Annotated in this window: 16 protein-coding genes; 8 read left to right on the top strand and 8 right to left on the bottom strand. The window is 65.8% G+C overall.

Annotation, left to right across the window (positions count from 1 at the left end; genetic code table 11):
- Nucleotides 1–165 precede the first annotated feature (165 nt).
- Complete coding sequence (locus BLT68_RS04500; protein ID WP_074633048.1) at nt 166–681, top strand: CarD family transcriptional regulator; 516 nt, start codon at nt 166–168, stop codon at nt 679–681.
- Nucleotides 668–1,384 carry a 2-C-methyl-D-erythritol 4-phosphate cytidylyltransferase gene (ispD, locus tag BLT68_RS04505; protein WP_074633050.1) on the top strand — a complete coding sequence of 239 codons (717 nt, stop codon included), beginning with the start codon at nt 668–670 and terminating at the stop codon, nt 1,382–1,384. The genes BLT68_RS04500 and ispD overlap by 14 nt, the downstream gene beginning before the upstream one ends.
- On the opposite strand, the gene BLT68_RS04510 is transcribed toward ispD, so the two are convergent.
- The 5 genes from BLT68_RS04510 to BLT68_RS04525 all read right to left on the bottom strand — a co-directional run bounded on the left by BLT68_RS04510 (nt 1,381) and on the right by BLT68_RS04525 (nt 4,768).
- Entirely contained in the window at nt 1,381–2,085 is a 705-nt protein-coding gene (locus BLT68_RS04510) for a hypothetical protein (protein WP_131800072.1), read from the bottom strand. The genes ispD and BLT68_RS04510 overlap by 4 nt on opposite strands.
- Before the next feature lie 116 nt (nt 2,086–2,201).
- Nucleotides 2,202–2,987 (bottom strand): hypothetical protein, encoded by a 786-nt coding sequence (locus tag BLT68_RS04515; protein ID WP_131800073.1) that lies wholly within the window; start codon nt 2,985–2,987, stop codon nt 2,202–2,204.
- Nucleotides 2,984–4,180 carry a glycine zipper 2TM domain-containing protein gene (locus BLT68_RS09090; protein WP_131800074.1) on the bottom strand — a complete coding sequence of 399 codons (1,197 nt, stop codon included), beginning with the start codon at nt 4,178–4,180 and terminating at the stop codon, nt 2,984–2,986. The genes BLT68_RS04515 and BLT68_RS09090 overlap by 4 nt, the downstream gene beginning before the upstream one ends.
- Entirely contained in the window at nt 4,177–4,476 is a 300-nt protein-coding gene (locus BLT68_RS04520) for a hypothetical protein (protein WP_050695339.1), read from the bottom strand. The genes BLT68_RS09090 and BLT68_RS04520 overlap by 4 nt, the downstream gene beginning before the upstream one ends.
- Nucleotides 4,460–4,768 (bottom strand): SAV_915 family protein, encoded by a 309-nt coding sequence (locus BLT68_RS04525; RefSeq protein ID WP_050695338.1) that lies wholly within the window; start codon nt 4,766–4,768, stop codon nt 4,460–4,462. The genes BLT68_RS04520 and BLT68_RS04525 overlap by 17 nt, the downstream gene beginning before the upstream one ends.
- An 89-nt stretch (nt 4,769–4,857) precedes the next feature.
- Between BLT68_RS04525 and BLT68_RS04530 the strand changes: the two genes are divergently transcribed.
- On the top strand, nt 4,858–6,270 hold the full coding sequence (locus tag BLT68_RS04530) for an MFS transporter (RefSeq protein ID WP_341349666.1): 1,413 nt from the start codon (nt 4,858–4,860) through the stop codon (nt 6,268–6,270).
- A 338-nt stretch (nt 6,271–6,608) separates the two neighbouring features.
- On the opposite strand, the gene BLT68_RS04535 is transcribed toward BLT68_RS04530, so the two are convergent.
- The 3 genes from BLT68_RS04535 to BLT68_RS04545 all read right to left on the bottom strand — a co-directional run bounded on the left by BLT68_RS04535 (nt 6,609) and on the right by BLT68_RS04545 (nt 8,924).
- A complete protein-coding gene (locus BLT68_RS04535) occupies nt 6,609–6,812 on the bottom strand; it encodes a hypothetical protein (protein WP_050695336.1) in 204 nt (67 codons plus the stop codon).
- Nucleotides 6,813–6,961: 149 nt separating this feature from the next.
- Nucleotides 6,962–7,453, bottom strand: coding sequence for a 2-C-methyl-D-erythritol 2,4-cyclodiphosphate synthase (gene ispF / locus BLT68_RS04540; protein ID WP_074633056.1), 492 nt, complete (start codon nt 7,451–7,453; stop codon nt 6,962–6,964).
- 67 nt (nt 7,454–7,520) lie between these two features.
- Entirely contained in the window at nt 7,521–8,924 is a 1,404-nt protein-coding gene (locus BLT68_RS04545) for a hypothetical protein (RefSeq protein WP_131800075.1), read from the bottom strand.
- A 120-nt stretch (nt 8,925–9,044) separates the two neighbouring features.
- Between BLT68_RS04545 and thrC the strand changes: the two genes are divergently transcribed.
- The 5 genes from thrC (at nt 9,045) to rlmB (ending at nt 15,546) form a co-directional block, all read left to right on the top strand.
- On the top strand, nt 9,045–10,508 hold the full coding sequence (gene thrC / locus BLT68_RS04550) for a threonine synthase (RefSeq protein ID WP_074633060.1): 1,464 nt from the start codon (nt 9,045–9,047) through the stop codon (nt 10,506–10,508).
- A 138-nt stretch (nt 10,509–10,646) separates the two neighbouring features.
- Nucleotides 10,647–12,098, top strand: a complete 1,452-nt coding sequence (gene cysS / locus BLT68_RS04555) for a cysteine--tRNA ligase (RefSeq protein WP_074633061.1) — start codon at nt 10,647–10,649, stop codon at nt 12,096–12,098.
- 79 nt (nt 12,099–12,177) lie between these two features.
- Nucleotides 12,178–13,059, top strand: coding sequence for a glycosyltransferase family 2 protein (locus BLT68_RS04560; RefSeq protein WP_074633063.1), 882 nt, complete (start codon nt 12,178–12,180; stop codon nt 13,057–13,059).
- Between the two features lie 11 nt (nt 13,060–13,070).
- On the top strand, nt 13,071–14,432 hold the full coding sequence (locus tag BLT68_RS04565) for a lipopolysaccharide biosynthesis protein (protein ID WP_232618745.1): 1,362 nt from the start codon (nt 13,071–13,073) through the stop codon (nt 14,430–14,432).
- Between the two features lie 136 nt (nt 14,433–14,568).
- Entirely contained in the window at nt 14,569–15,546 is a 978-nt protein-coding gene (gene rlmB / locus BLT68_RS04570; RefSeq protein ID WP_074633064.1) for a 23S rRNA (guanosine(2251)-2'-O)-methyltransferase RlmB, read from the top strand.
- Nucleotides 15,547–15,614: the final 68 nt, after the last annotated feature.

Below are 15,614 nucleotides of genomic sequence, written 5' to 3' on the forward strand. Positions count from 1 at the left end.
TTATGACTGGTGCCACATTGTGGGGTGGGTTGCGGTCCTGCTTGAGGTTCGTTTGTGTCGTTCCTTGTATGCGTGTACTGTTGAGGTTTCACACTGTATGGGTGCTATTCGACTGTCAGCTGGTAGAATGGGTGTGCTGTCCACGCAAGGTCCAGGAGTGCTTCCATGTCGTTCGAAATCGGTCAGACGGTCGTCTATCCGCACCACGGCGCTGCCACGATCGAAGAGGTCATGACGCGCACCATTCGCGGTGAAGAGCGCACGTACCTGAAGCTGCGTGTCAACCAGGGCGACCTCGAGATTCAGGTTCCCGCTGAGAACGTCGATATGGTCGGCGTGCGCGACATTGTTGACGAGGACGGCCTGGAGGAGGTCCTGTCCGTCCTGCGCGCCCCCTACGTTGAGGAACCCACCAACTGGTCGCGTCGTTTCAAGGCAAACCAGGAGAAGATCGCCACCGGCGACATCGTTAAGGTCGCGGAGGTCGTGCGCGATCTGACCCGCCGTGACGACCTGAAGAAGCTGTCCACCGGTGAGAAGCGCATGCTGACGAAGGCTCGCGGAATCCTCACCTCCGAGCTGGCGCTCGCCCGCAACATCGAGAAGTCCGTCGCCGCGGAACGCCTCGACTCCGTTCTGGCTGAGGGGCGCATCGAGATCGAGGAAGATGCTCTCGCGTAGTGGCGCGTGCGCGGTCCTCACGGCCGCGGGTTCCGGTTCTCGCCTCGGGTGCGAGTGCCCCAAGGCCCTCGTCGAGATCTCGGGTCGCCCCCTCGTCTGGTGGGCGGCCCGCGGCCTGCGCGCCGGGGGAGTGGGCGATATCGTCGTGACCGCCCCGGAGCCGTCTCTGGAGGACTTTCGCGAGGCGCTGGCCGACATTGAGAACCTGAGCGTCGTCGCGGGATCTGACCGTTCCCGCCAGGAATCCGTCGCCCTGGGCCTGGCCGCGCTGGGGGATCGAGAGTCCTCCTCGGTCGTCCTGGTGCACGACGCCGCACGCCCGCTGACGCCCCCGCAGGTGACCCAGCGCGTCATCGGCGCGGTGCGCGGCGGTGCCCAGGCCGTCATCCCCGTCGTGCCCGTGACCGACACGCTAAAGACAGTGGACACCTCCGGGGTCGTCACCGGAACGCCGCCGCGCCGCGACATGGTGGCCGTGCAGACGCCGCAGGGCTTTTGCTGGGACATCCTGGTGGGCGCGCACCGGGTGGGTGCCGCCCTCGCCGGGGACGAGGCCACCTCTGTCACGGACGACGCTGGCCTGGTCGAGGCCATCGGCGGGTGCGTGCACATCGTCGTGGGCGATGAGCGCTCGCTCAAGGTGACCCGCCCGCTGGATCTGACGCTGGCGCGACTGTTCGTACGCGACGAGCCGCGCGCTTAGAACCGGGGCGGGCGCGCGGCCTGCATGAGTGCTTTCACGACCTTGACGCCGGCCTTGGAGCCGAGCACATCGCGCTGGTCCGGGTTGGCCACGAAATACCGCATGATGCGCTCCAGTGCCGTGAACGACAGCCCCGGATCCGTCAGAGACAGGCGAGAGTTCCCCTCCTCGCCGTCCGCCGCCCAGTGAACATTGGTGACTCCTTTTAGGGTCGTCCCCATTCGGGGTGAAGCCTCCCAGTCGCTCATAAATAATGACGGAGAGTGTGCAGGGTTTGTGACGATAATCCCGGTCGGGCGAAGAACGACCCTCTGGAGCTTGAAATCGGTCGGTCGAGGGAACAGAACGCTCGGCCCCTTTACGAGCAGGGCACCGATTCCGAAGATGAGGCCGACGGTAAGTGCAAACCCCTGCCTGGGGCTGGCGGAGAAAGCGAGCGGTAAGAGAGAGACGAGAACGCCGCAGATTCCCCAGGCAATGGCAGCCGACCTGCGGCGGACGAACGTGGTGTCGGCGATCAGTTCGACCTCCGTGACCACGCGCTCATCCTCGTACGTCGCGAAGGCGATCTCGGGTTCGCGCCTGGGGGATCGGGCGTAGGCGATGGCGGCGGGGATGAACACGACGAGGAGGATGATCGCGATGACGAGGCCGTGGGTAAGCGATCGCGCGGGGTAACCCCGCGCCGCGAGGTAAAGCATGGGGAGCGTGGCCGCGGTGCCGAGGGCATAGAGGAGGGTCGGTACACGCCACGCACGGCACCTGATGAGGTCCGCCTGGCGGGGGTCGAGCGGTCGCCTGGCGAATCTCAGGGCGATCAAACTGTGCCTCCCGTGGTGAGGATTTCGATCACGAGGTCCGCGCCGTCTGGGGTCCCGAGCGTGGCCCGATCCTCCGGGTGGGCGTTGAAGTGATTGATGACGCGGCTGATCTGCCAAAACCGTAGGGGAATCCCCGTCGTGTCGAGGCGCAGCGTGTCTTCGGCGTCGCGGGTGGACACGTGCAGCAGGTTGTAGGTACTGCGGTTTATATTCAGCTGTTCGATACCTGCAATGTGCGGCTGCTTATCCCACGGGATCCGGGTTGGGCTCTGGTTCAGGAGTGGGTGGATTACGAGGCAGGCGGGCGTGAGCGCGATGATGGGGGAGCGGTGAATGTTCGAAGGGCGATGGGGCGTCCCCTTGAGCAGCACGTAGCCGAGGAACGAGAAGGAGATACCGAGGATGATGCCGCTCACGTTGCTCGGCTGAAGCAGGTAGAAGATGATGGCGGCTGGTCCCCAGGCTGTGACGACGATGAGGTATGAGCACGCCAGCCACATGGCGGTGAGGTGGGGGTACATCGTCACCCCGCCCCGCTCGATGCGGAGGGTCGGAATCCTGTGTTGGCGCACGACCCGTTCTATTGCCAGAAAGATGATCAGGAGGGTGCCGAGCGTTAGGTTGAACGACAGGAGTATCGTGAGGCCACTTGGCGCGTTCCAGGCTATCCAGACGAACAGCACGCACAATGCCATGAGCAGGGTGAGGACAGCGACAAAGCGGCCAGTTTTCTGCTGCTGCTCGTCCGCTTCGGATGTGCTGACCAGATCGACGGTGCTCACCACGCTGCTCCAAACATGTAGTAGGGCAGGTGTGCGACAACCGCTTCGGCGCGTTCTCGGTATTCGAGGGGGACTTCCTCGTAGATTGCATTCAACCCGTGCTCTGTTGCTAGCGAAGCCGCAAGCCCAGCTCCAGCGCCTGCTGCGCCTCCCGCTGCTGTCCCCAGCCCAGGGACAAGTGCTGTGCCGGCTAATGCCCCGGTAACCGCATTGCCAACGAATCCTCCAACGGCTGCGCCGACAACCAGGCCTGCTGAACCGGTCACGGCCTTCTGGACTGGCTTATCCGACTTGATAACCTCGTATCCGAGTGTTGCTGCTCCGAAAGCCGTTCCCGCTCTGGATAGTGACCGTCCGATTCCGCGCATCTTGCCGAGGGTTTCATCGTTCGCGGATGCAAGGCTGCTCAGCGATGCCTCAGTAATTGCCGCTGACAATTGCTTGGAACCCGAGGTCTGTTCTGTGCGGGCGGACAATGCAAGTGCCTCAATGCGCGAAGCATACGCGTCTGTGAGTACATTCCATGAGGTAGTTGCTACGTCAGGGAGTTGCTGCCATGGGTCATGAAGATACTCCAGTGCGCCCTTGGTTACCTCGCGGGCGAATACCAGAACCGCGCATTCCTCTTGCACTGCTCGCAAATTGGTGACCACCCACTGTTCGAGGTCGTCTCGTACATCCTGAACCCGTGAGACCAGCTTGTTGAAGACTTCATGCTGGTGCTGAAGTGAGAACTTGCCGTCCGCGCTGCCCATCGGAACGCCAATCGAAGGCTGTTCGTTAGCAGAAGGCTCGGCGTAGCATTTCTCGACCGTTGGTTCCGGAATTGGGGCGGGAGGCAATATGTCATACTTATTGACAATATTGAGACCAGCGATCTTAGCTTTTTCGCGAATTGTCTCCATGTCTCGGTAGTGGTAATCGAGCTGCTGAGCGTAGGCGCGCAACACCTCGTAGGCTGAGTAGAATCTCTGTTCGAATTCGCTGACCCTGGCTCCCATGTTTACGGTCGCGTCATCGTACCGCGATGCCGCTTCACCCGACCATGAGTAAGTGTTGACACGTAGTTTGTCTCTGAATTGGCCTGAGAGGCCCTCAATGTACTCGTAGACCTCGTATATCTGTGCCGCTACGGCACGGATATTCTCTGGATCGCCGTAGATGCGTGTGTCGATTGCTTCTGTATCGGTCATGACTGTGCCTGTTCCGCGATTGCTGCAAACGCCGTTGCCGCTTCCGCCTCGTTTTGCTCGAATGCGGAAATGAGCTCAGAAATGTTGTCCCGAGTGTCACGAAGCATGAGAGTAAGAGTGCTCGCATCTGCGGACAAGGCCCCGAACATATCGGTAATGATAAGTGTTGCGATCCCTCCATCGATCTCGGTAGGCATTCTCGGTGCAAGGCTCTCAAGACCGGCTGCTGCGAACTCGTATGATTGCTTGAGGTCCTTGAGGTAGTCGTCCGTACTGACTTTAAGATCGGCGCTCATCGGCACTCATCTTTCTCACTAATTCACTGACGAAGTGATCGACAACGAGGTGGGTGTACCCAGTTTCCTCTTTGACCGCAGAAAGCTGGGCGGTCTGGATCGCAGCCCAAGGCTGCTGGTCTCCGAGAGCGTCAAGGAGTCTGTCGAGGGCGGTGTACGCGAGAAGTATCTTCTCGTGATTTGAACCTTCAGCAATCGATACCTGCACCATCCCTTCATCATCTAGCCACACTGGAACGTAGATGTAAGGGGGTGCGACATTCGGGTGCGTATTGATGGACATCTCAGCCATGCTTCAAGCATATGGCACCTCGCCACGTCCCGCCGAAGGCCCCGACCCGGTTCATTGAATCGGCGTGGGCCGGGCACGGGGCGAGAAACGTGGTAGTTTCACCCTGGACGCAACGCGCGCCGCCGAGTACGCCCCGTCGAAGGAGCCCAGACCTCATGAGCACAACGCCCACCACCACCCGCCGCGTGATCACGCGCAAAGTCGTCGATTGGGCGGCCTGGGATTGGGGCAGCGCCGCCTTCAACGCGGTTGCCACGACCTTCGTGTTCACGACCTACCTGACCAGCGACGGCGTGTTCACCGATTCGGGGACGGCCTCCGCCTGGCTCAGTAACGGCATGACGATCGCCGGTCTCTTTATCGCCCTGCTCGCCCCCATCACGGGCCAGCGCGCCGACCGACGAGGCCGGGGCGGGGTCTGGCTCGGATGGTTCACGGGCGCGGTCGTCATCTGCATGCTCGCCATGTACTTCGTGCACCCCGACTCGGTCCTGGGGGCCAACGGCGCGCTCATGCTCGGAATCGCGCTACTCGGGCTGGGCAACGTGTTCTTCGAGTTTGCGTCCGTCAACTACAACGCGATGCTCAACCACCTCGGGGAGAAGGAAGACCGAGGCAAGATCTCCGGTTTCGGCTGGGCCGCCGGATACATCGGCGGCATCGCCTTGCTGCTCATCCTCTACGTCGGGCTGATCGGGATTAACCTGCTGAAGGTGCCCACCGAAGGTCACCTGAACATCCGCATCGCGATGGTGATCGCCGCCCTGTGGCTCGGCGGCTTCGCCCTGCCTGTCATACTGCGCCCGCCCCTGCCGAAAAACCCGCAGACCGGACCGGATCACGAGACCATCTTTGACTCCTATAAGCTGCTGTGGCGCACCGTGTGCACGCTCAAGCGCGAGGCCCCGCACACCCTCTTCTTCCTTGTCGCCTCCGCCGTGTTCCGCGACGGCCTGGCCGGCGTGTTCACCTTCGGTGCGGTCCTGGCAAAAACTGCCTTCGGCTTTAGCGCCAGCGACGTCATGCTGTTCGCGATTGCCTCGAACATCGTCGCCGGCCTGGCGACCGTCGCATTCGGGTGGATCGACGATAAGATCGGCCCGAAGAAGGTCATCATCCTGTCGCTGTCCGCCATGGTCGCCGCCGGATTCGGCGTTTTCCTGCTGCACTCACGCGGGGCCGTCGTGTTCTGGTCCTTGGGCCTGGTGCTCTGCGTGTTCGTGGGTCCCACACAGTCAGCATCGCGCTCGTTCCTGTCGCGCATCATCCCCCGTGGCCGCGAGGGCGAGGTCTTTGGCCTCTACGCCACGACCGGTCGCGCCGTGTCCTTCATGGCGCCCGCCATGTACAGCCTGTTCCTCGCCATCGGCGAGGTCCTCACCCCCACCGGGCAGGACTACACCTACTGGGGCATTCTCGGCATCATGCTGATTCTCGCCGCAGGACTGGTCCTGACGATCCCCGTGAAGGCCCACCGCGCCACCCTGGACCACATGGAGTAAAGGAATCTATGCGTAGGGACGACGATCTCTCGAGCGAACGAAAGCAGGAGCGCCGAGCGCTGTCCTCCATTCGATGGGCATCCACGGAACACGATGACCTGTGACAACTCTCCGTTCGGGGGTAGGTTTGACATACCCGCGATGCGTAGTGGGGCTAGGGTTTCTTCTCGCCTTTTGACAACCTCTTCAGCAAAGAGCAGAGGGTGGATGAGCGACTCGTGTTTTGGAGTGCCTTGAGGCGCGAAGTGATCGTGCCCGGTCAGGTGTATGTTCTGATAATCGATGACAACGGCAATGGAAGCGAGCAAATTAGCAAGCCAGTCAACTAGTGCCTCAGCTCAACGAGGCGCGGGGCAGGAATGAGCTGCCGAGAAAATACCGGTGTGGCGGTCCCAGGAGCCATCGCCCCGAGGCCCGGAAACGTCACGACGAATCGGCGCCTTCAACGCGACGTACAGTCGATCGCCATCGACCTCCATGTCGGCGTCGTACTCGGGGAAGGACCAGCCCAGCCGCTTGTCGATGCGCCACGCGGTGGCCACTCACGGACGCGGAAGCGGTGACACTACCGGAAGAAGACTCCATGCCCCCAGTATGCCAAGCGTGCGCTCGCGGCGGGGCGCGTCGACGGTGCTTGTGCGCATCAACCCGGCGATCGTGCGCGTCCACTCGGGTGCGAGGCCTGCGCTCCCTAGCCCGCCCGTACCATGAGCGCGCAGGCCAGCGCGGCGACCCCCTCGCCTCGCCCCGTGAACCCCAGGCGATCCGACGTGGTTGCCGACACGGTGACGGTGCCCCCGGCGGTCTCGCTCATGACCCGGCACGCCTCACTCAGGCGGGCCGCCATGCGAGGCCGGTTGCCCACGACCTGCACGGTGGCGTTGCCCAGCACCCACCCGGCCTCGGCCGTCATGCGGCGCACCTCCCCCAGGAGCGCGCGCCCCGACGCGCCCGCCCATTCGGGCCGGTCCACGCCGAACACGCTCCCCAGTTCGCCCAGGCCCGTGGCCAGCAGCATCGCGTCGCACAGGGCGTGCGCGGCCACGTCCGCGTCCGAGTGGCCCTCAAGGGGCCGTTCGCCGGGCCACTCCAGGCACGCGACCATGAGGGGTCGGGGTGAGTCGGGCGCAGCAAAGGCGTGCACGTCAAGTGCCTGGCCGATGCGAAAGGGCAGATCAGTCATGCCACCAGGGTAGCGTCACCTGGGCGTCGGAGTGAATGGCGCGTGCCCTGTCCGTCGCGGCTGCGACTCACGCGCCCTTGGGTGTGATGGCGACGATCCCCCGGGGCGTCACGCCCACGTACAGGTCGTCGTACGCCAACACCCCCGCGTACACGTCCTGGGAGGGATCGAGGCGCACCAGGTACCCCTCCTTCACGGCGACGAAGTAGAAGCGCCTGACCTCCTCGGGCAAACCGCCCGGGGTCTGTGTGCGAGTCTCCGGGTAGAACAGGACAGAGGCGTCCGGCGAGGCCGAGAAGGGGGTCTTGACCCAGCACGGATCCTCCTCGTGTCCTTGGAAGCGCCCGTAGGCGCTGCGGACCCGGTCGGAGATTAAGTCCACGGAGGAATCCCCGAAGGTCAGCGTGCGGCACTCCTCGCCTGTCGCGCCGAGGACCCCGAGCGCCCACGAAGCATCGGCGCTGCCGTAGTAGCGCTCCCACTGCTCCACAGTCGGCTGGCCGCCGGGGACGACGGGCTGGCCGCCCGCTGCGGGGTCGCCCTTCGCCAGGGTGAAGGTCTGCCGCACGGTGCCGTCCGCCTCGGCGGTCATGAACGCTCCGCGGTTGTCGCCCTCCACGAGCCAACCGTTGGCCGCGGGGCGGATCAGCGAGGGAGTGCCCGCCCCGAACCCGAGTTCCGCCGTGGCTCCGGTGCGGGCTTCGACGACTGTGTGGAAATCCTTGTATTCGGCGAAGCCGAAGTGGATCCAGGTGCGGCCGCCCGCGCTCGTCGTCTGGAAGACTCCGGGGCACCTCCACCCCGGGCCCTCGGCCGTCCACAGTCTGTCGAGGGAGGCGTCCACTCCCCAGCACTGCTTGCTGAGTTCCCCGCAAACCACCAGAACCGAGTCGACGACTCCGACGGCGGTGCCCTCGATGGCGGACGGCAGGGAGGAGTCCGCCTGTCCGGAGTCCGCCGCGAGAATAGTCCTGCCGACCGCCAGGCGGTCGCCCCACACGATCGGCTTTGGCGCTGGCTCTTCGTTCGTGAGGGGGGAGTTCCACAGCAGCGCGGGCTTCGAGCCGGAGATGTCGTATGCGCGCACCGAGGAGAGCGTGACAACGTACATGCGGCTGCCCTCGACCGCCAGGCGGGCACCGTACTCGGGGAACGTCCCGTCCAGCTTCTCGTCGATTCGCCAGGCGGTGGCGACTCCGCGAGCCCACGCGGGTGACGGGGCGCCCGTCGCCCTCGCCTCCCCCGAGTAGCCGACCTGCGTAGCGAGGGGCGCGGGCCCCGACTGGGGCTCCATGTCGAGGAGCCGGCGCTCCCGCTGCTTCCCCATGACGTGGACGGCTACGGCCAGCGCGGCGACCAGTGTCGCGCACACGGCGACAACAATCGCTGCCCGCCTTCTCCTGCGCGGTCGGACGGCGGGGGCGGAGTGTCCCGCACCCGCGGGGATTGTCTCGTCGTGGAGGGAACTCATGCCCCCAGTATGCCCAGTTCCCAGCACAAAAGGAATACCCACGCCCCGGCCTCGTCGATAGGTGGGACTGTCCCTGGGTGCCATCGCCCCGGTGGGCCCGTCGCCCGATAGGATCGGACCGTGCGTTACATTTCGACCCGACGCGGCTCCGACGCGCCCACTTCCTCCTTCAGCGACATCCTCCTGGAGGGGTTAGCCCCCGACGGCGGACTCTACCTGCCCGAGGAATACCCGACGCTCGAAGCACCCGACCTGGAGCGGCTGCGTGTCGCCTTACGCGAAGACGGCTACGCGGCCATGGCGGCGCGCGTCCTGGCGCTCTTCATCGACGACATCCCCGCCGAGGACCTGGCCGCCATGGCGGCACGCGCCTATAGCGCTCCCTCCTTCAGCGACCCCCAGATCGTGCCCGTCACCGCGCTGGAGGGCGCCGGAGTGCACCTGGCCCACCTGTCGGGTGGCCCCACCGCCGCATTCAAGGACATGGCGATGCAGCTCCTGGGTGAGCTCTTTGAATACGAACTAACCCGATGCGGGGACTGGCTCACGGTCGTGGGCGCCACCTCCGGGGACACCGGCTCCTCCGCGGAATACGCGCTGCGCGCCCGCCCCGGCCTCTCCGTCGTCATGCTCACCCCCGCCGGGCGCATGACCGCCTTCCAGCGCGCCCAAATGTTTTCCCTGCCCGACGACAACATTGTCAACGTCGCCGTCGACGGCGTTTTCGACGACTGTCAGGACCTGGTTAAGGCCATCAACATGGACGCCGACTTCAAGGCCGCCTGGCACGTGGGTGCCGTCAACTCCATCAACTGGGCGCGCCTGCTCGCCCAGGTCTGCTACTACGTGGCCACGTGGCTGCGCGTCACCGAGGAAGGCGCCGACGCCTCTTCCCGGGTCAGCGTCGTTGTTCCGACGGGGAACTTTGGAAACGTCTGCGCCGCCCACATCGCCCGCCAGATGGGCCTCCCCCTGGGCGCCCTGGTGGTTGCCACGAACGAGAATGACGTGTTGGACGAATTTTTCCGCACCGGCGTCTATCGCCCCCGCTCCCGGGCACACACGCTGGCCACGTCCAGCCCCTCCATGGACATCTCCAAGGCCTCGAACTTCGAGCGCTTTATCTTCGATCTGCTGGGGCGCGACGGGGACGCCACGCGCGCCCTCTTTGACCGGGCGCTGGGGCGCGATGGGTTCTTCGACCTGTCCGACACACCCGAGTTTGCGTCCCTGCGCGACACCTACGGATTCGTGTCGGGAACCTCCACCCACGCCGACCGCCTGGCGGAGATCGCGCGCACCGAGAAAGAGAGCGGCTACCTGCTGGATCCGCACACCGCCGACGGCATGCACGTGGCTCGCGCCCTGCGCGGCCAGATCGACGGCCCCCTCGTCGTCATGGAAACCGCGCTGCCCGTCAAGTTCGCCGACACCATCTTCGAGGCGACCAGACACCTGCCGCCCGTCCCCGCCCGCTTCGAGGGCATCGAGGGGCAGGTCGAGCGCGTCACCGCGCTGGCGAACTCGGCCGACGCCCTCAAGGAGCTGATCGCCCAGCGCATATCCCCGGGCAGCCCCGCCTGACCCCGCGCCTGCCACCAGGCTGGGGCGTCGAAACCGCGGAACCGGACGGTTCGGAAAGGCCAGCCCCCGCCTCGTTACATCCTCCCGGGAAGAGGCGCGACCGTCCCCGCCCGGTGCCCGCCGGGTAGGATGAGCACCATGTTGCACCTGTACGACTCCAAGAGCGCCCGCCTCCAGCCCCTGAACCCGGTCACCCCCGGCCAGGTCGGCATCTACCTGTGCGGCGCGACCGTGCAGGGCTCCCCGCACGTCGGCCACCTGCGCGCCGCCGTCTCTTTCGACACACTGATCCGCTGGCTGCGTCGCAGCGGATACCGGGTGACATACGTCCGTAACGTCACCGACATTGACGACAAGATCCTGGGTAAGTCCGCCCAGGCCGGATGGGACTGGTGGGCGTGGGCCTACCGCTTCGAACGCGAATTCACGAACGCCTACGACACCCTCGGCGTGCAGGCCCCCACCTACGAGCCCCGCGCCACCGGGCACATCCTTGACCAGATCGACCTGGTCCGGCGCCTGATTGACGCCGGGCACGCCTACAGCGATGGGCGCGGCAACGTCTACTTCGATGTCCATTCCCAGAGCGACTACGGCTCCCTCACCCGCCAGCGCCTGGCCGACATGCGCACCACCGAGGACGACGCGCAGATCGACGAGGCCGTCGAGGCCGGCAAGCGCGACCCCAGAGACTTCGCGCTCTGGAAGGCGACGAAACCCGGGGAGCCGATCACGGCCTCGTGGGATAGCCCCTGGGGGCGCGGGCGCCCCGGCTGGCACCTGGAGTGCTCCGCCATGTCCAGGCGCTACCTGGGCGACGAGTTCGACATCCACGGCGGCGGCATCGACCTGCGCTTCCCGCACCACGAGAACGAACAGGCACAGTCCCACGGCGCCGGGTGGGCGTTCGCGCGCCTGTGGGTGCACAACGCGTGGGTGACCGCCAAAGGCGAAAAGATGTCCAAGTCCCTGGGCAACGTCCTGTCCATCGACGCGCTCACCCGGGACCACCCGGCCGCCGCCGTGCGGTGGGCGCTGTCCACCGTGCACCACCGGTCTGCCATCGAATGGGGTCCCGACACGCTGCCCGACGCCCGCGCCGCATGGGAGAAGTTCTCTTCCTTCGTCGCCCGCGCGATCGAGGTCGCCGGCGAAGCAAGTGCCGAGGAGATCGCGCTGGGCCCCGACCAACTGCCGGACGCGTTCGTGGCCGCCATGGACGACGACCTGAACGTCGCGGGGGCGCTCGCGGTCCTGCACGAGCACCTCAAGGCGGGAAATGCCGCCCTGGCCTGCGCGGACGCCCGGGGCGTTTTTCGCCAGCAGATCCTGGTCCGTTCGATGTTGGACGTGCTGGGCCTGGATCCCGCCTCCGAGCAGTGGCGCGGACAGGCGGGCATCGGCGCGGAGGCTGGGGGCGCGGCCGAGCACGCGGCGCTGGACGCCCTGGTGGCAGCCGTTCTCTCCGAGCGCGCGGACGCTCGCGCGGCCAAAGATTGGGCGCGCGCCGACGAACTGCGCGACCGCCTGAGCGCCGCCGGCATCACCGTCGCCGACGGCCGCGACGGGGCGACGTGGAGCGTGGGTTAGGCATTGGCGACGGTGCTGGGAGGGAACTAGACTGAGGCGGAAGATCGAAGACGTAGGCCGTTCGCCGGAAGGAAGACGGATGACACCCGCCGCCCCGACACTGTGCGTATTTACCCCCACATACAATCGCGCGTACATCCTGCCTGCCCTGTACGAATCGCTACTGGCTCAAACGGCGACGGACTTCCAGTGGATGATCATCGACGACGGTTCCAGCGACGACACCGAAGCCCTGGTGGCCGAGTGGATCGCCCAGGGGCGCATCGCGATCGACTACGTGAAACAGGAAAACGGCGGTAAACCGCGCGCGATCAACGCGGGGGTGGCACGCTGTGAGAGCCCGCTGTTCTTCGTGGTCGATTCCGATGACCACCTGGTGCCCACGGCGGTGGAGCACGTGCTGGACGTGTGGCGCACGATCGAGGGGGAGGAGCGCTACGCGGGAATCGTGGCCCTGCGCGGCACGGACGAGCGAACCCCTATGATTACCTGGATGCCCGAGGGCGCCAAGGACGTCAAGTACTGGGACCTGTTCGAGACGATGGGTTTTTCCGGGGACACGTCCCTCATCCACCGCACACAGGTGCTGCGCGACTACCCCTACGACGTGGCCCCCGGGGAACTGTTCGTTGCGGAGACTTCCGTGTACTACCGGCTGGATGAGCGCTACGTCATGCTGGCGGACAACACGATCTTGACCATCTGCCACTACCTGCCCGACGGGTTGACGCAGAACTTCGCGGCGAACGCGAAGAGGAGCCCCATCGGCTACTGGAAGCACAAGCGCTACTGCGCGCAGCGCGCCACGACCCTGCGATCGCGTGCCCGCGAAACGGCGCTCTACCTGGTCGGCTGCATGCTCGCCCGTCAGAAGGGAGCCCTCGCGATGGCCCCCAGCAAGGCCCTGGCGTTGGCGTGCTACCCGGTTGCGCTGGTCGCGCGCTACACGATGTTTCGCTGAGGGGCGTGCCGATGGACAAACCGAACGACTCCGCCGGCGACGCGATGACCCCGGGCGGTGCGGTCCCGGATCAGACGAAGGCAGCGACCGTGGACGCCCCGCAGAAGCTGTCGTTGCGCGCGAACATGATGTGGAGCTCCGTCGGTTCCCTGACCAGACTTGGCTGCAACTACCTGGTCTCCTCGGTGCTGGTCGTGCGTCTGGCGGCAGGCTTCGACGCCGCGGGCCTGCTCGCCCTGGCCATGGCGATAGCGAACCTCGTGAACCCGATCGCCGACTTCCGCCTGCGCACCGTTCAGGTCACGGACGTGACGGGGGAGCGCAGCTCCCGGGAGTACGTAGGGTTACGCTCCGTCCTGTCCTTCGTGGCCTTCCTCGTGGGCGTCGTGTATTCCGTGGCGACGACCTCCTATGACGCGCTGCCGGTGATCTCCCTCTACCTCGTGTACTCGCTGGCCACGAACTTTATCGAGGTCTTCCACGCGATCGACCAGAAGCACCTGCGCCTGGACTTCGCGGGAAAGTCATACATGATGCAGGGGGTCGGTTCCCTCCTCGGCTTCGTCGCCGGGCTGTGGTTCTTCGATTCCCTGCTGCTCGCGGTGGCCCTGATGACGGCCGTCGTGATTCTCGTCGGCGTCGTCTACGACGCTCCCCGGGCGCGCGTCTTCGAACCCATCCGCCCGCGGCTGCGCGTGGGGCGCGCGGTCAAAACCCTGGTGTCATTGGCCCCCCTGGTGGTCGCCCAGATTGCCGCGACATCGGTCCTGACGGTCCCCAGGCAGATGCTCGCCGCGACCGACGGGGCGGACGCTCTGGGCATCTACCAGGCGGTTGCCTCGCTGGCGGTGATCGTGCAGATGGGTGCGACCTACGTGTACAGCCCCCTTATGGGCGTCTTCGCCGAGCGTTTCCACACGAATAAGCGTTCCGCTCTGGCCCTGCTGTGGAAGACAATCGGCGGGATCCTCGTCATCGCCGCGGCGTGCGCCCTGGCCCTGACCTTCGCCGGCGAGCCTGTTTTGACTCTCTTGTTCGGTGAGAAGATTCGCGGTAACACGCACCTGCTTTTGCCCGCCGTGCTGTGCACTGTCATCACCGCGTTCAGCTGGTTCTTGAACGACCTGCTGCTGTCGGTACGCGACTATCTCGCGAGCTTCGTCGGCAACGTCGTCGCCTGCGTGGTCGCGCTGGCTCTGGCCAGACCCTTTGTTTCCTGGTTCGACATGAATGGCGTGTCCTGGGTCGGTGTGGTCGCCTACGCGTCAGGCGTCCTGGTTCTGGCGGTGTTCCTTGCACGCGATTACTGCAGGCTCTCGGACTCTCCCGCTGCCGCGCTCGGGGACCGGGAGGATGCGCCCACGGGCGCGTGAGGGGCGAGGGACGCGTCGATGGGGTCGCGGGATTGACGCGCCAGATCGTGATCTTTGCCCCCGCGCCCGGCCGCGGTGCCCCCAGGCGGTTCGAACCACGTACCCTGGTGTCAGTTCATGAAGACGAGGAGACACCATGGCCGCACACAGCGGGCGCCCCGGCGCCATCCGTAAGAAGGGCACGAAGAAGGGCGCGCAGGTGGGCACGGGCGGGCATTCTCGCCGCCGCCTCGAAGGCAAGGGACCCACCCCCAAGGCCGAGGATCGGCCCTACCATCCCGCCCACAAGCGCAAGATTACGCGCGAGGCCCGCGAGGCTCGCGAGGCCGCCATCGCACGGGCCCGCGCCAAGTCCTCCATCCGAATCAAGCCGGGCCACGAGCTGATCGCCGGCCGTAACCCCGTCGCCGAGGCGGCCCGGGCCGCGGTCCCGATCGAGCGCGTCTTCATCCTGGATAACGTCAAGGATGATCGCGTGGAAGAGGTCGTGCGCCTGGCCTCAGCTATGGGCGCCCCGGTCTATGAGGTCACCCGCCGAGACCTGGATGTCGCGACCGACGGGGCCGTCCACCAGGGCGTGGCAATCGAGGTGCGCGGCTACGAGTACGCCGACGCCTCCGATCTCATCGCGGGTTCCCTGCAGCAGCTGGGTCACCCCCTGCTGATCGCCCTCGACCAGGTGACGGACCCCCACAACTTGGGTGCGGTCCTGCGCAGCGCGGGAGCGTTCGGGGCGGACGGCGTTCTGATCCCTGAGCGCCGCAGCGCGGGTGTCAACGCGACCGCCTGGAAGGTGTCGGCGGGCGCCGCGGCGCGCGTGCCCGTGGCACGTGCGACGAACCTGGTGCGCGCCCTGGAGGAGGCGAAGCGGGCCGGTTACTTCGTGGTCGGCCTGGACGGTGGTGGGGATGCGCCGCTGCGGGGCCTGCCGCTGGCGGACGGACCGCTCGTCATCGTGACGGGCGCGGAGGGCACCGGCCTGTCGCGGCTGGTGCGCGAGACCTGCGACCAGATCGTGTCCATCCCGATCGCCTCGACCGTTGAGTCCCTGAACGCCGCGGTCGCCACGGGCATCGCCCTGTACGAGGTGGCGTCGCTGCGCGCCCAGGATTAAGAAACCTGTGGCCCTGGCTGCGGGGGTGCCTAAGCCTGCGGGCGCTACCTGGTGCCCGCAGGCCATTC

Origin of the sequence: Schaalia meyeri (assembly GCF_900105015.1) — a bacterium.
GTDB lineage: Bacteria > Actinomycetota > Actinomycetes > Actinomycetales > Actinomycetaceae > Pauljensenia > Pauljensenia meyeri.

What these genes read in the sequence shown, in the direction of transcription:
- BLT68_RS04510 (WP_131800072.1), bottom strand. Translation starts at nt 2,085, where the DNA reads ATGCTTTACCTCGCGGCGCGGGGTTACCCCGCGCGATCGCTTACCCAC.
- cysS (WP_074633061.1), top strand. Translation starts at nt 10,647, where the DNA reads ATGTTGCACCTGTACGACTCCAAGAGCGCCCGCCTCCAGCCCCTGAAC.
- BLT68_RS04500 (WP_074633048.1), top strand. Translation starts at nt 166, where the DNA reads ATGTCGTTCGAAATCGGTCAGACGGTCGTCTATCCGCACCACGGCGCT.
- BLT68_RS04525 (WP_050695338.1), bottom strand. Translation starts at nt 4,768, where the DNA reads ATGGCTGAGATGTCCATCAATACGCACCCGAATGTCGCACCCCCTTAC.
- BLT68_RS04545 (WP_131800075.1), bottom strand. Translation starts at nt 8,924, where the DNA reads ATGAGTTCCCTCCACGACGAGACAATCCCCGCGGGTGCGGGACACTCC.
- BLT68_RS04520 (WP_050695339.1), bottom strand. Translation starts at nt 4,476, where the DNA reads ATGAGCGCCGATCTTAAAGTCAGTACGGACGACTACCTCAAGGACCTC.
- BLT68_RS09090 (WP_131800074.1), bottom strand. Translation starts at nt 4,180, where the DNA reads ATGACCGATACAGAAGCAATCGACACACGCATCTACGGCGATCCAGAG.
- rlmB (WP_074633064.1), top strand. Translation starts at nt 14,569, where the DNA reads ATGGCCGCACACAGCGGGCGCCCCGGCGCCATCCGTAAGAAGGGCACG.
- BLT68_RS04565 (WP_232618745.1), top strand. Translation starts at nt 13,071, where the DNA reads ATGGACAAACCGAACGACTCCGCCGGCGACGCGATGACCCCGGGCGGT.
- ispD (WP_074633050.1), top strand. Translation starts at nt 668, where the DNA reads ATGCTCTCGCGTAGTGGCGCGTGCGCGGTCCTCACGGCCGCGGGTTCC.
- ispF (WP_074633056.1), bottom strand. Translation starts at nt 7,453, where the DNA reads ATGACTGATCTGCCCTTTCGCATCGGCCAGGCACTTGACGTGCACGCC.
- BLT68_RS04560 (WP_074633063.1), top strand. Translation starts at nt 12,178, where the DNA reads ATGACACCCGCCGCCCCGACACTGTGCGTATTTACCCCCACATACAAT.